The 14,305-nt window shown below is 74.7% G+C and carries 10 protein-coding genes; 4 read left to right on the plus strand and 6 right to left on the minus strand.

Annotated features, from left to right (window positions below; genetic code table 11):
- Nucleotides 1-99: 99 nt before the first annotated feature.
- Nucleotides 100-276: a hypothetical protein gene (locus tag BLR12_RS24445; RefSeq protein WP_176832447.1), complete on the minus strand. Its 177-nt coding sequence runs from the start codon at nt 274-276 to the stop codon at nt 100-102.
- Nucleotides 273-725 (minus strand): ATP-binding protein, encoded by a 453-nt coding sequence (locus tag BLR12_RS09585; protein WP_091376921.1) that lies wholly within the window; start codon nt 723-725, stop codon nt 273-275. The genes BLR12_RS24445 and BLR12_RS09585 overlap by 4 nt, the downstream gene beginning before the upstream one ends.
- A gap of 226 nt (nt 726-951) precedes the next feature.
- Here BLR12_RS09585 and BLR12_RS09590 point away from each other — a divergent pair, with 226 nt between their 5' ends.
- Nucleotides 952-1,317, plus strand: a complete 366-nt coding sequence (locus BLR12_RS09590) for a hypothetical protein (RefSeq protein WP_091376923.1) — start codon at nt 952-954, stop codon at nt 1,315-1,317.
- A gap of 100 nt (nt 1,318-1,417) precedes the next feature.
- On the opposite strand, the gene hrpA is transcribed toward BLR12_RS09590, so the two are convergent.
- The gene (gene hrpA, locus BLR12_RS09595) at nt 1,418-5,371 is read right to left on the minus strand and encodes an ATP-dependent RNA helicase HrpA (RefSeq protein ID WP_091376926.1); all 3,954 of its coding nucleotides are present in this window, start codon (nt 5,369-5,371) and stop codon (nt 1,418-1,420) included.
- 193 nt (nt 5,372-5,564) lie between these two features.
- Here hrpA and BLR12_RS09600 point away from each other — a divergent pair, with 193 nt between their 5' ends.
- Together BLR12_RS09600 and BLR12_RS09605 are read left to right on the plus strand one after the other, a co-directional pair.
- The gene (locus BLR12_RS09600; RefSeq protein ID WP_091376929.1) at nt 5,565-6,083 is read left to right on the plus strand and encodes a MarR family winged helix-turn-helix transcriptional regulator; all 519 of its coding nucleotides are present in this window, start codon (nt 5,565-5,567) and stop codon (nt 6,081-6,083) included.
- Entirely contained in the window at nt 6,080-7,858 is a 1,779-nt protein-coding gene (locus BLR12_RS09605; RefSeq protein ID WP_091376932.1) for an MDR family MFS transporter, read from the plus strand. The genes BLR12_RS09600 and BLR12_RS09605 overlap by 4 nt, the downstream gene beginning before the upstream one ends.
- Before the next feature lie 90 nt (nt 7,859-7,948).
- On the opposite strand, the gene BLR12_RS09610 is transcribed toward BLR12_RS09605, so the two are convergent.
- The 3 genes from BLR12_RS09610 to BLR12_RS09625 form a co-directional block, all read right to left on the minus strand.
- Nucleotides 7,949-9,124 carry a zinc-dependent alcohol dehydrogenase gene (locus tag BLR12_RS09610; RefSeq protein ID WP_091376935.1) on the minus strand — a complete coding sequence of 392 codons (1,176 nt, stop codon included), beginning with the start codon at nt 9,122-9,124 and terminating at the stop codon, nt 7,949-7,951.
- Nucleotides 9,121-9,597, minus strand: coding sequence for a hypothetical protein (locus BLR12_RS09615; RefSeq protein WP_091376937.1), 477 nt, complete (start codon nt 9,595-9,597; stop codon nt 9,121-9,123). The genes BLR12_RS09610 and BLR12_RS09615 overlap by 4 nt, the downstream gene beginning before the upstream one ends.
- 428 nt (nt 9,598-10,025) lie before the next feature.
- A complete protein-coding gene (locus tag BLR12_RS09625; RefSeq protein ID WP_176832448.1) occupies nt 10,026-12,125 on the minus strand; it encodes a putative bifunctional diguanylate cyclase/phosphodiesterase in 2,100 nt (699 codons plus the stop codon).
- 169 nt (nt 12,126-12,294) lie between these two features.
- On the opposite strand from BLR12_RS09625, the gene BLR12_RS09630 reads away from it, so the two are divergent.
- Nucleotides 12,295-14,094 (plus strand): acyl-CoA dehydrogenase, encoded by a 1,800-nt coding sequence (locus tag BLR12_RS09630; RefSeq protein ID WP_091376943.1) that lies wholly within the window; start codon nt 12,295-12,297, stop codon nt 14,092-14,094.
- The last annotated feature ends 211 nt before the right edge of the window (nt 14,095-14,305 follow it).

Here is a 14,305-nt window from a genome sequence, read left to right on the forward strand (position 1 = left end):
ACCGCCAGCCACCGGACCACGGCGAACGGCGGGCCCGCCGACGACGACGGCGCCGGGCGCGACCTGTCGGTCCCGCCCGGCGCCGCTCGGCGGGTGGGGTCAGCCGGTGGGGTCGACGGTGGGGTCGGGCGCCCTGCTCGCGTCGCCGTTCCAGTCCTTGCCCGCCTCGTCGGCGTGCTCGGAGATGCTGTCGGTCTGCTCGGCGACGGTGCGGACCATCTCCTCGTCGGAGAGCCCCTCGCCCGCGCTGTAGGTCTCGCCGTTCGGCTCGCTCATGCCGTCTCCTCCTCGGTCGGTCGTCCTCCCCGCCCGTCCCCGGCGTCCGGTGCGCCCAAACCCGGGGCGTGCGGCGCGAGCTCGAACCACACGCGCTTGCCGTCCCGGTGGTCCTCGACGCCCCAGCGGTCGGCGATGCCGGTGACCAGCCGCATGCCCCGGCCGCGTTCGGCGTCGGTGGAGAACTCCCGGACGACGGGGCGCAGGGCCGAGCCGTCGGCGACCGAGATGCGCAACCAGCGCTCGGCCAGGCTGACCTCCAGGGTGAAGGACGCCTCGCCCGCCACGTGGTCGACGACGTTGGCGACGAGCTCGGTGACCAGCAGAGCGGCGTCGCCGGCGTCGTGCGGCGCACCCCACGCGGCCAGCAGGTCCAGCAGGAGGTGCCGGGCGACCGGGACGCTGGCCGGCACCGGCCTCAGGTCGACCATGGCGGTGAGCGTGGACATCGGGCCCCCTCTGTGTGGGGGTCCCCGACCTCGCGGCCGCTCCGACGCGCACTCCATGCCACGCCACCCCGTCGTGCACAACGTAAGCGGTGCCGCCGGTTGTGCGCAACGACCATTGCCCTGGGACCGCTGTTGCGTGTCACGGGCCTTGCGTCCCGCCCCGGGAGTATGGATAGTGGGCAACCGGATTGCCTACATCTCGATCTCTCTGACGCGGAGGCCCCCCGTGGCGACCGACAGCCCCCAGCCGGACCCGGCCGTCCGGGCGTTGAGCGAGCTCTTGACCGTGCTCGACACCTGCATGACCGAGCTCAGCGGTGCGCGGGCGCGTGCGGAGAAGCTGCTGAGCGAGCGCGAGACCGGCCGCGCCTGGCTCGACATCGTGACGGCGGAGTCCCGGCCGCTGGTCGTCGAGCAGATCAGCTCGGTGATGGCGGCGCTCGCCAGCGCCGGTGGTGCCTGGCGGCGCGAGCAGGCGCACGCGCTGGCCGCCGAGCAGGTGAGCATCAACCGCATCGCCGCGATGTTCGGCGTGACCCGGCAGCGGATCTCCGCGCTGCTGCGCGAGCGGGCCCGCGCCGCCGCCGGCTGATCCTCCCGGCCCCCTGCAGGTGGAAGGACCCCGTCCTCCCCACCCCTCGCCAGCTCGGGGCGGTGCCCCGGACGAGGCCGGGTGGGGGGCAGGGGCCCTTCTAGAGCGCGTCGATCGCCTTGTAGACGCGCTGCTCGGACACCGGCCGCGGCGTCCCGACGACCTGCGCGAACAGGCTCACCCGCAGCTCCTCGACCATCCATCGGACCCGGGCGACCGGGTCGTCGGGCGCTCCGGTCGCCGGCACGCGTGCGCGCAGCTGCTCGTACTCGGCGGTGACCGCGGCGACCTGCTGCGTCCAGAGCTCGTCGCGCACGGCGTTGGCCGGGAGCTTCTCCAGCCGGTGCGCCATCCCCTTGAGGTAGCGGACCAGGTCGGGCAGCCGGCGCCGCCCGGCCGCGGCGACGAAGCCGCGGTGCAGCAGCCCGCCCATCTGCCGGCGCAGGTCGGCGACCGCCGCCTCGGGCACCCGCCGCCCGGGTGCCGCGCCGATCGCGACGGCGACCTCGCGGGCCTGGGTGAGCACCGCATCGACCCGCCGCACCGTGTCGGTGGTCAGCGGCAGCAGCTGGGCCCTGGCGGTCTGCACCAGCGCGGCGAAGGCGGCCTCGTCGCGCGGCGGCCCGCCGGCGGCCGCGATCAGCTCGTCGGCGGCGGCGTGCACGCAGTCGTCGACCAGCGCGGGGATCTCGCCGTCCGGGTTGAACTGCAGGGCCAGCCGCGTTGACGGCGACAGCGTCTTGACCACCTGCCGGGTCGGTGAGCCGGCGACGAGCACGAGCAGCCGCCGTGCCCCGCGCCAGGTCAGCCGGGTCGCCTCGACCTCGGTGGCGACCACCCGGACGCCGACCGTCGTCCCCTCGTCGACCAGCGCCGGGTGGGCGGTGACCACGTGCCCGCCGCGGGCGACCTCGACGGTGCGCGGCAGCGTGCCGAACGTCCAGGCGGTCTGCCCGGTGCGCTCGACCTCGGAGGCAGCGGCTGCCAGGCTCGCCCGGCTCTGCGGCGCCACCTGTCGCCGCAGCGCCAGCAGGTCCTTGCCGGTGGCCAGCGGCCGGTGCCGGTCGTCGACGACCCGGAACGTCGCCCGCAGGTGGTCGGGGACCTGGTCCGGCGCCCAGGCGTCCGGCGGGACGACGACCCCCGCGGCCCGCCGCAGCTCGCGCTCCAGCGCCGGCAGCAGCGGCTCGGTCGGCGAGATGCGCGGCAGCACCTCGCGCACCCGGTCGGGGATCGGCACCAGCGCCCGGCGCAGCTGCTTGGGCAGCGTGCGCAGCAGCGCGGTGACCAGCTCCTCGCGCAGCCCCGGGACGGTGAACGCGAGCGACTCCCCCGACGTCCGCTCCGCGACGGTGTCGAGCACGGCCAGCGGGACGTCGACGGTGACGCCGTCGGTCGGGGTGCCCGGCGCGAAGGCGTAGGACAGCGGCAGGGTGAGCCCCTGGCTCAGCGGCACCTCGTCCGGGAAGTCCTCGACCCGCACCTGCCCGGCCGCCGCGGCGTTGGTGAGCATCTCCGGGGTGAACGTCAGCAGGTCGGGGGTCTGCCGCCGGGCGGCCTTCCACCACCTGTCGAAGTGCCGGGTGGAGACGACGTCGGCCGGGACCCGCGCGTCGTAGAGCTCGAGCAGGGTCTCGTCGTCCACCCGGATGTCGCGGCGGCGGGCCCGCTCCTCCAGCTCGGCGACGCGCTGCATCGCCTTCTGGTTGTCGTGCCAGAAGCGGTGGTGCGTCGTCCACTCGCCCTGCACCAGGGCGTGCCGGACGAACAGCTCGCGGGAGACGACCGGGTCGATGGAGCCGTACTGCACGCGGCGGCCGACGACCAGCGGGATGCCGTAGAGGGTGACCCGCTCGGTGGCGACGACCGAGCCCCGCTGGGCGTCCCAGCGCGGCTCGGAGTACTGCCGTTTCACCAGGTGACCGGCCAGCCGCTCGACGACCTCCGGGTCGATCCGGGCCACGGTGCGGGCGAACAGCCGGCTGGTCTCCACGAGCTCGGCGGCGACCACCCAGCGCGGCGGCTTCCTGGCCAGCGGGGTGCCGGGGGCGAGGACGAAGCGGGCGTTGCGGGCGCCGAGGTACTCCCGGCCGCCGCGCCGCCGGTCGCCGTCGCGACCCCTGCCGTCCTCGACCTGCAGGCCGACGTGGGACAGCAACCCGGCCAGCAGGGCCGTGTGGATGCCCCGCTCGTCCGGCTCGTCGGCGAGCTCGCCGACGGTCATGCCCAGCCGGCGGGCGGTGCTGCGCAGCTGGCCGTAGAGGTCCTGCCACTCGCGGATGCGCAGGTAGTGCAGGAACTCGCGTTTGAGGGCGCGGCGGAACTGGCTGCCGGAGAGGGCGTCCTGCTGCTCGCCCAGGTGGCGCCACAGGTTGAGCAGGGCGAGGAAGTCGGAGTTCTCGTCGGCGAACCGGGCGTGCACCTGGTCGGCGGCCTGCTGGTGCTCGGTCGGTCGCTCGCGGGGGTCCTGGATGGTCAGCCCCGCGGCGATGACGAGCACCTCCTCCAGCACGCCGCGCCGGTCGGCCTCGACGACCATCCGGGCCATCCGCGGGTCCAGGGGCAGGGCGGCCAGGGCGCGGCCGGTGGGGGTGAGCGCGCCGGCGTCGTCGAGGGCACCGAGCTCCTCGAGCAGGGCCACGCCGTCGGCCACCGCCCGGCGGTCCGGCGGGTCGATGAAGGGGAAGTCGGCGACGTCCCCCAGCTCGAGGGCGGCCATCTGCAGCAGCACCGAGGCCAGGCTGGTGCGCAGGATCTCCGGGTCGGTGTACTCGGGACGGCCGTCGAAGTCCTGCTGCGTGTAGAGCCGGATCGCGATGCCGTCGGAGGTGCGCCCGCAGCGGCCGGAGCGCTGCCGGGCCGAGGCCTGGCTGATCGGCTCGATCGGCAGCCGCTGCACCTTCAGCCGTGAGCTGTAGCGGGAGATCCGCGCGGTGCCCGGGTCGACGACGTAGCGGATGCCCGGCACGGTCAGCGAGGTCTCGGCCACGTTGGTGGCCAGCACGACCCGCCGCCCGGTGTGCGGGGCGAAGACGCGGTGCTGGTCGGCGGCCGAGAGGCGGGAGTAGAGCGGCAGCACCTCGACGGCGGGGAAGCGCTCGGCCAGCACGTCGGCGGTGTCGCGGATCTCCCGCTCGCCGGCGAGGAACACCAGGACGTCGCCCGGGCCCTCGGCGACCAGCTCGTCGACGGCGTCGGCGATCGCGGTGACCTGGTCCCGGTCCGGGTCCGACGCGGGGTCGTCCTCGGCCGCATCCGGGTCGACCACCGGGCGGTAGCGGACCTCGACCGGATAGGTGCGCCCGCTGACCTCCACGACCGGCACCTCGGCGCCGTCGGCACCGAAGTGCTTGGCGATCCGGTCGACGTCGATGGTCGCCGAGGTGATGACCAGCTTGAGGTCGGGACGGCGGGGCAGCAGCCGGGCCAGGTAGCCCAGCAGGAAGTCGATGTTGAGGCTGCGCTCGTGCGCCTCGTCGATGATGAGCGTGTCGTACTGGCGCAGCAGCCGGTCGCGGCCGATCTCGTTGAGCAGCACGCCGTCGGTCATGACCTTGACCAGCGTGGTGTCGCCGACCTGGTCGGTGAAGCGGACCTTCCAGCCGACGACCTCGCCCAGCGGGGTCTCCAGCTCCTCGGCGATCCGCTCGGCGACGGTCCGCGCGGCGATCCGCCGCGGCTGGGTGTGCCCGATCCGGCCCAGCACCCCGCGGCCGGTCTCCAGGGCGATCTTCGGCAGCTGGGTGGTCTTGCCCGACCCGGTCTCGCCGGCGACGACGACCACCTGGGAGTCCCGCAGCGCGGCGGCGATGTCGTCGCGGCGGGCGCTGACCGGCAGCTCGGCCGGGTAGCGCACGACCGGGACGGCGGCGCGGCGGCGGGTGATGCGCTCCTCGGCGGCGGTGACGTCCGCGGCGATCCGCGCCCGCTGCCGGGCACGCGCCTCGGCGTCCCGGGTCCTGCGCGTGCCGTCGAGCCGGCGGCCCAGCCGGTGCGCGTCCTCGATCGTGAGCCCGGCCAGCCGCGCACGCAGGTCATCGGGCGGGGTGGTCACGCGGATCTCCTCGATCGGGGTGGGGGTGCACGGCCGCGGGCGGACGGCGGCGGGCGCGGGTTCCAGGATCGCACCGAGTCGCGGCCCGCGGGGGTGGCCCGCCTCACTTGCGTGCGTCGTGCAACTTGTTGCTTGAGCCGCACAACCGGTTGTAGCGTGCACGTGTTCCGTCCGCCGTCCCCCGGAGTGCCCTGTGCCGTCGTCCCCCGCCGTGCCCGGCCCTGCCGCGCCCGGCGACGACCGGCTCGCCGACCTGCGCACCTTGGGCGAGCAGCTGCCGCGGTTCATGCGGCTGGTGCACGCCCTCAAGGCGGGTCAGGCCGCCGAGGGCCGGGCGGCACTGGTCCTGCTGTTCCCGCTCGACCGGCTGGGGCCGCTGCGCCAGGGTGCCCTGGCCGAGCTCGTGCACGCCGACCCCTCCACCGTCAGCCGGCACGTGGCCGCGCTGATCGAGCAGGGCCTGGTCCACCGCGTCGCCGACGAGACCGACGGACGGGCCAGCCGGTTGGTGGTCACCGACGCCGGCCGGGCGGCGCTCGCCCAGGTCCGCGCGGAGCGCGAGGCCCACCTGGCCCGTGTGACCGCCGACTGGCCGGCCGCGGACCTCACCGCCCTCACCCACCTGTTCGGTCGTCTCCTCGACGACCTCGCCGCATCCCTCCCGATCGAGCCCAGCGTCGTGCCGGTCGCACCCAGCAGAGAGAACCCATGAGCCAGAGCACCCGCGCCAGCGCGGCCGAGCGGAGGGACGCCCGCGAGGCGGCCGCCGCACCCGGCGAGGACGGCACCTTCACCCACCGGCAGATCCTCACGATCGTCGCCGGGCTGATGGTCGCGATGTTCCTCGCCGCCCTCGACCAGACGGTCGTGTCCACCGCGATCCGCACCATCGCCGACGACCTGCAGGGCTACGACCTGCAGGCGTGGGCCACCACGGCCTTCCTGATCACCTCGACGATCTCCACGCCGCTGTACGGGAAGCTCTCCGACATCTACGGACGGCGGCCGTTCTACCTGTTCGCGATCGCCGTGTTCGTCGTCGGCTCGGTGCTCTGCGGCATGGCCGACTCGATGTACCAGCTGGCCGCCTACCGGGCGGTGCAGGGCATCGGCGCCGGCGGGCTGATGTCGCTGGCGCTGGCGATCATCGGTGACATCGTGCCGCCGCGGGAGCGCTCCCGGTACCAGGGCTACTTCATGGCCGTCTTCGGCACCTCCAGCGTGCTGGGCCCGGTCATCGGCGGCTTCTTCGCCGGCCAGGGGTCGCTGCTGGGCGTCGACGGCTGGCGGTGGATCTTCCTGGTCAACGTGCCGCTGGGCGCGCTCGCCTTCGCCGCCGTGTTCAAGGTGCTGCACCTGCCGCACCTGCGCCGCGAGCACCGCATCGACTGGCCCGGGGCGCTGGCGCTGGTCACCTTCGTCGTGCCGCTGCTGGTCATCGCCGAGCAGGGCCGGGTGTGGGGCTGGACGTCGGGCCGTGCGCTGGCCTGCTACGCCATCGGTGCGGTCGGCTTCGTCGTGTTCGTCCTGGCCGAGCGGGCCTACCGCGACGAGGCACTCCTGCCGCTGCAGCTGTTCCGCAACCGCAGCTTCACCGTCGCCAGCGTGGGCAGCGTGGTGGTGGGCGCCGGCATGTTCGGCGGCCTGCTGCTGCTCCCGCAGTACCTGCAGATCGTGCACGGCTCGAGCGCGACCGTCGCCGGCCTGCAGATGATCCCGCTGGTCGCCGGGATCATGGCCGGCGCGATGAGCTCGGGCATCACGATCTCGAAGACCGGCAAGTACAAGGTGTTCCCGCTGGCCGGCACCGTGCTGATGACCGTGGCCCTGGTGTCGATGTCCTTCGTCGTCGGCGCCGAGACCTCGATCTGGGCGCTGGTGCCGTTCATGGTCATGCTCGGCGTGGGCCTGGGCTTCAACTTCCAGCCGGCGGTGCTCGCCGTGCAGAACGCCGTCTCCCCCGGGGAGATGGGTGTGGCCACCTCCTCGGTGACCTTCTTCCGGCAGATGGGCGGCACGATCGGCACCGCCGCCTTCCTCTCCCTGCTGTTCAGCCGGCTGCCCGGGCAGATCGAGCAGTCGGTCGCCGAGGCGGCGGCCGGCGACCCGCGCGTGGCGCAGGCGGTGCAGAGCGGTCAGCTGCCGGCCGGCACGGACCTGTCGGACACCTCGTTCATCCAGGAGCTGCCCGACTACCTGGCACTGCCCTTCAAGACCGGCTTCTCCGACTCCATCGACCTGGTGTTCCTCATCGCCGCGGGTGCGGTGGCGGTCGGGTTCGTCGTCTTCCTGTTCCTGCCGCAGCTGGCACTGTCGGACAAGTCCGGCATCCAGGCCGCCCGGGAGGCGGCGGCCGCACGGCAGACCGCCGGCGCCCCGACCGCCGACGACGCGGGCGAGCAGGTCACCCAGGCGGTCGGCGCCGCGGCCCCGACGTCCGCCGCTCCCCCCGCGGGCCGCCCCGGCGACGCCGAGCCCCGGGGCTGACGCACGCCGAGTGGGCAGTCGTGGTCGGTCGTGCCGGCGCGTCGACGCGTGTCGGCGACCGCAACTGCCCACTCGGCGTCGAGCGCCGGCTCAGCCGTTGGGCAGGAACACCGAACGCACGCAGCCGTCGGCCTTGTCCTTGAAGACCCGGTACCCCCGCGCCGCGTCCTCCAGCGGCATCACGTGGGTGGCCAGGTGCTCGGTGGTGAGCTCCCCGCGGGCCATGTGGTCGAGGATGCGCGGCATGTAGCGCTGGCCGTGCACCTGGGCGCCGCGCACGGTCAGGCCCTTGTTCATCAGCGCACCCAGCGGGAACTTGTCCACCATCTGCGCGTAGACGCCGAGCACGAAGACGCTGCCGCCCTTCCGGCACGCCAGGATCGCCTCGCGGACGGCGGAGGGCCGGTCGGTCTGCAGCCGCAGCTGCTGCTTGACCTGGTCATAGGCCCCCTGGACGCCGAGGCTGTGCGCCTCCATGCCGACCGCCTCGATGCAGACGTCCGGCCCGCGGCCGCCGGTGACCTCGCGCAGCTCGGCCAGGACGTCGGTCCGCGAGTAGTCGATCGCCTCGGCACCGACGTGCTCGCGCACCTGCGCCAGCCGCTCGGGCAGCCGGTCGATGACGTACACCCGCTCCGCGCCCAGCAGCATCGCGGCGCGGGCGGCCATCTGGCCGACCCCGCCGGCACCCCACACCGCGACCACGTCCCCCGGCTTGGTGCCGGCGAGGTCGGCGCCCATCCAGCCGGTGGAGACCGCGTCGGAGGCGAACAGCGCCCGCTCGTCGCTGACCCCCTCGGGGACGACGAAGGCCCCGACGTCGGCGTAGGGCACCCGGATGTACTCCGCGTGGCTGCCGGCCCAGCCACCCATCGCGTGCGAGTAGCCGAAGCAGCCGCCCGGGCTCTGCCCCCACAGCGCCTCGGTGATGCCGGGGTTGGGGTTGCCGTTGTCGCAGAGGCTGTACAGCTCTTGCGTGCAGTACCAGCACTTGCCGCAGGCGATGAACGAGTTGACGACGACGCGGTCGCCGATCCGCCGGTCGCGCACGCCGCGGCCGACCTCGACGACCTCGCCCATGAACTCGTGGCCGAGCACGTCACCGGCCCGCATGAACGGGATGTAGCCACCCAGCAGGTGCAGGTCCGACCCGCAGGTGGTCGTGCGCGACACCTTCAGGATCACGTCGTGGTCGTTGAGGATCGTCGGGTCCGGGACCGTCTCCACCGAGACCTCGTTGACCCCGGTCCACGTCGCCGCCCTCACAGCACGCCCTCTCCCCCGGCGCGAGCCGTCGCGCCCTCCAGGACCGCGCCCTGCGGCGTGGCCTTGCGCGTTCCGTGCGGCGCGGGGTCCACCCGGAGCACCTCGCCCACCTCGATGAGCTGCTTGGCCTCCCGCAGGGCCGACCGCAGTGCGCGCAGGTCGTCGTCCGACGGCAGGTCGCGGTAGCGCGCGGCCAGCTCGGCGCCCCGGTCCCCGGGCGCGGGGGTGACCCGCACCTCGACCCGGTCGCCGAGGGCGGCCAGTGGCGCCGGGAGGTCGGCTCCGGTGCCGATCTGCTCCGGCGAGCGCAGCACGGTCACCGCCCGCCACCGCCGGGCGGCGGTCTCCGGGTCGTCGGCGGACGACGACTGCCCCACACCGGGGAGCCGCACGTGCTGGAGGCGCCCGAGCAGGGCGCCCCCGGCCTCCGTGGCGGCCCTCCGCAGGGAGTCGAGGATCCTGGGCACGGCCATGACGCGTCCTCCTGGGCTGGGTGGGTGACGGTCGCGGCCTACCCAGGGCCTCGCCGGCGCCAACCGTGACGGATCGGTTCGTCCGCAGCATGACCGGCCGACGGCGGGGCTCGGCGCGGCCGGGGGGACGGCCGCTGGCCGCGGTGTCGGCCGACGAGCGGGGCCCGGAGGGTCCCCGAGGAGCGCCGACGGCGGGGTTCAGCGCAGGTGGGGGACGGCAAGTGGCCGCGGTGTCGGCCGACGAGCGGGGCCCGGAGGGTCCCCGAGGAGCGCCGACGGCGGGGTTCAGCGCAGGTGGGGGACGGCAAGTGGCCGCGGTGTCGGCCGACGAGCGGGGCCCGGAGGGTCCCCGAGGAGCGCCGACGGTGGGGTTCAGCGCAGGTGGGGGACGGCAACTGGCCGCGGTGTCGGCCGGTAGGCCGACCGTGTCAGGGCGGCAGCACCTGCCGGCCGGTCAGCCGCCGGCCCTGGACCAGTAGCGCGCCCAGCACCGCGGCGTCCAGCGGCGCGGACACCCGGTGGCCCTGGGCGTAGGTGCAGCCGACCCGCCGGGCGAGCTCGACCTGCTCGGCGGTCTCGACCCCCTCGGCCAGCACCCGCATGCCCAGCGTGGTGCCGAGCGCGACCACCGCGCCGAGGACCGCCTCCGGGGCGGCCCGGTCCGGCAGGGGCCCGGCGATCAGGGCCCGGTCGACCTTGAGCAGGTCGACCGGGAGCGAGGCCACCACCGCCAGCGAGCTGCGGCCGGTGCCGAAGTCGTCGATCGCGACACGGACGCCGTGCGCCCGCAGCGCCGCCAGTTGCTCGGCCGCCTGCCGGGGATCGCGGGCCACGCCGGCCTCGGTCAGCTCGACGAGCAGGTCCTGCGCCCGCAGGCCGCTCTCCTCCAGCGCCTCCAGGACGTCGTCCACGAGGGAGCCCGAGGTGAGGTGGACGGCGCTGACGTTGACACCGATCGTGAGCCGCAGGCCGTCGTCCGCCCACGCCCGGCCCTGCGCCAGCGCCACCCGCAGCATCCACCGGGTGATGGGCACGATCAGCCCGTGCTCCTCGGCCACCGGCACGAACGCCGCCGGCAGGACCGGGCCGCGCTGGGGGTGGTCCCAGCGCAGCAGCGCCTCGCACCCGGCCACCTCGCCGGTGCCCAGGTGCAGCACCGGCTGCCAGTGCACGCTGAACTCGCCCCCCGAGGCCGCGTCGCGCAGCCGGCCGGCGATCTGCCGGCGGTCCTCGAGCTCGCCGCGCAGTGCGGGGGTGAACACCAGGTCGCGGTTGCGGCCCTCGGCCTTCGCCGCGTACATCGCGGCGTCGGCGTCCCGCAGCAGGTCGTCGGGGCCGGCGTGCGCGGAGTCGGAGGTCGCGATGCCGATGCTGACGGTCAGCGGCAGCCGCACCCCGGCCAACTCGAAGGGCTCGTCGAAGACGCCGTGGAACCGGCGGGCCAGCGCCACGCCGCCCTCGGCGTCGCAGTCGCGGGCGACCACCACGAACTCGTCCCCGCCGAGCCGGCCGACGACGTCGGTCGGGCGGGTGCGGTGCGCCAGGCGTGAGGCCAGCTCGCGCAGCAGCAGGTCGCCCGCGGCGTGGCCCAGCGAGTCGTTCACCTGCTTGAAGCCGTCGACGTCCATGAACAGGACGGTGACCCGGCCGCCCTCGTCCTCGGCCAGCGCGTCGGTGATGGCCTCGTGCAGCGCGGCCCGGTTGGGCAGCGAGGTGAGGTGGTCGTGGCGGGCCTGCCAGGCCGCCTGCTGCTCGGCGGTGACGCGGTCGGTGACGTCGGTGTGCGTGACGACGACCCGCGGCCGGTCGTCCACGGGGAAGGCCTGCACGTACCACCAGGTCGGCTCCGCGGGGCGCCGTCCCGGGACCGCCCGGGCGTAGTCCAGCGCGAAGGACGGCGCCCGCCGGGCGAACACCGCCTCCAGCCCATCGACCGCCGACCGCGCATCCCGGTCGCCGGCCGCGGCCGCGGCCCGGCACAGGGCGAGGTAGTCCTCCCCCACCCGGCCGAGGAACGGCTGCCCGGCCCGACCCGCGGCGTCGTCCCAGGCGCGGTTGGTGGTCAGGATCGTGCCGTCGGCGTCGAGGACCGCCGTCCGGGCCGGCAGCGCGTCGAGCACCGCCCGGGTGAGCGAGGACTCCGCCGCCCGCTCGTCGTCGAGGGTGCGTCGCGCGTGCACGTCGCGGACCACGACGACCAGCTCCCCACCGGGCGCACCGTGCACCCGCCCGCCGAGCCACCGGTCGAGCGAGGAGGCGAAGACCTCCACGTCCTGCGGCCGCCGGGTGTCGCGGGCGTGGCGGTGGGCGGTGACCAGCTCGCTGCCGGCCAGGTCGGGGAGGACGTCCCACACCCGGTGGCCGACCAGGTCCGCGGCCGGCCGGGCCAGCAGCCGTGCGGCGGCGGGGTTCACCCAGGTGAAGCGGTCGTCGTGGTCGAGGACCCAGACCGCGTCGCTGATGGCCGACAGCGCCTCGGTGACACGGGTCCGCCACGGCGGCAGCGGGAGGGCACCCCCTGAGGACACTCGACCTCCGATCGCCGTCCGGGGGATCACGCGGCTCGGATCGTCGGACGGTGGACCCGGATGGTAGGCGTCCGGCCGCGGGGCTGCGGCCCGCCGTGCGGAGACGTCCTACTGTGGCGGGACCGGGGCCGCAGGTGCCCGGATCCAGCCGAACCGCTGCGGAGGCGTCGTGCGCCCGTCGTTGATCCTGTCCCGCCGCGACCTGGACTTCCTGCTGCACGAGTGGCTCGAAGTCGAGGGTCTGGGAAAGCGGCCTCGCTACGCCGAGCACTCGCGGGAGACCTTCGACGCGGTGCTCGACCTCGCCGAGCAGATCGCGACCGAGCACTTCGCGCCGCACAACCGCAAGGCCGACGAGAACGAGCCGCACATGGTCGACGGGAAGGCCGTCCTCATCCCCGAGGTCAAGGCCGCCCTCGACGTGTTCACCGCGGCCGGGTTGATGGCCGGCAGCTTCGACGAGGAGTACGGCGGCATGCAGCTGCCGCACGTGGTCGGCCAGGCGGTGTTCGCCTGGTTCAAGGCGGCCAACGTCGCGACGTCGGCCTACCCGTTCCTGACGATGGGCAACGCGAGGCTGCTGCTGGCGCACGGCACCCGGGAGCAGATCGAGACCTACGTCCGACCGGAGCTCGAGGGCCGCTGGTTCGGCACCATGGCGCTGTCCGAGCCGCAGGCGGGCTCCTCGCTCGCCGACATCACCACGAAGGCGGTGCCGCAGGAGGACGGCACCCACCGGCTCTTCGGCAACAAGATGTGGATCTCCGGCGGCGACCACGAGCTGACGGAGAACATCGTCCACCTGGTGCTGGCCAAGATCCCCGGCGGACCGCCCGGGGTGAAGGGCATCTCGCTGTTCATCGTCCCGAAGTTCCTGGTGGACGCGGACGGCTCGCTGGGCGAGCGCAACGACGTCGTCCTGGCCGGCCTCAACCACAAGATGGGCTACCGGGGGACGACGAACACGCTGCTGAACTTCGGCGAGGGCGTGCACCGCCCCGGCGGGCAGCCCGGCGCCGTCGGGCACCTCGTCGGCGAGCCGCACCGCGGCCTGTCCTACATGTTCCACATGATGAACGAGGCACGGATCGGCGTCGGCATGGGCGCGACCGTGCTCGGCTACACCGGCTACCTGCACGCCGTCGAGTACGCCCGCACCCGCAGGCAGGGCCGGCCGGCGGCGGCGGCGGCGAAGGACCCCTCCTCCCCCGCCGTCCCGATCGTCCAGCACCCCGACGTGCGCCGGATGCTGCTGGCCGCGAAGTCCTACGCCGAGGGCGGGATGGCCCTGGGCCTGTACTGCGCCCGGCTGGTCGACGAGGAGCAGACGGGCGAGACCGAGGCCGACCGGGCCCGCGCGCACCTGCTGCTCGACACCCTCACCCCGATCGCCAAGGCATGGCCCTCGCAGTGGGGCCCGGTCGCCGACGACCTCGCGATCCAGGTGCACGGCGGCTACGGCTACACCCGCGACTACCCGGTCGAGCAGTTCTACCGGGACAACCGGCTCAACCCGATCCACGAGGGCACCAACGGCATCCAGGCCCTGGACCTGCTCGGCCGGAAGGTCGTCGCACAGGGCGGCGCCGGGCTGGCGCTGCTCGGCGAGACGATCGGGGCGACGACCACGCGCGCCGCGGGCACGCAGTGGGCCGGCTTCGCCGCCGACCTGGACGCCGCGGTGGCGCGGATGGGCTCGGTGACCGCGACGTTGTGGGGCTCCGGCGACCCCGAGCTCGCGCTGGCCAACGCCAGCGTCTACCTGGAGGCCGCGGGACACGTCGTCGTCGCGTGGCTGTGGCTGGAGCAGGCGCTGGCCTGCGAGGGCGCGTCCTCGGCCTTCCACGAGGGCAAGCGCGCGGCCGCCCGGTACTTCTGGCGCTGGGAGCTGCCGCGCACCGGCGCCCAGTTCGACCTGCTGGAGTCGCTGGACCGCACGGTCCTCGACACCGACGCGGCCTGGCTGTAGGAGGAGGACCCCCTCCTCCCCACCCCCCGCATGCTCGGGGCGGTGCCCCCTGGAGGGCGCCACCGGGGCGTCCGTGCGTGTCGGCTACCGCAACTGCCCACTCGGCCGGTGGCCGCCGGGCCGGGCAGACGAGCGCCCCGCGACTCCGGACAGGAGCTGCGGGGCGCTGGTGACGTGTGGGGACGGCCACCCTTCAGCGGCCCACCGGCCC

The organism is Geodermatophilus sp. DSM 45219, assembly GCF_900104025.1.
In the GTDB taxonomy this organism is placed as follows: domain Bacteria; phylum Actinomycetota; class Actinomycetes; order Mycobacteriales; family Geodermatophilaceae; genus Geodermatophilus.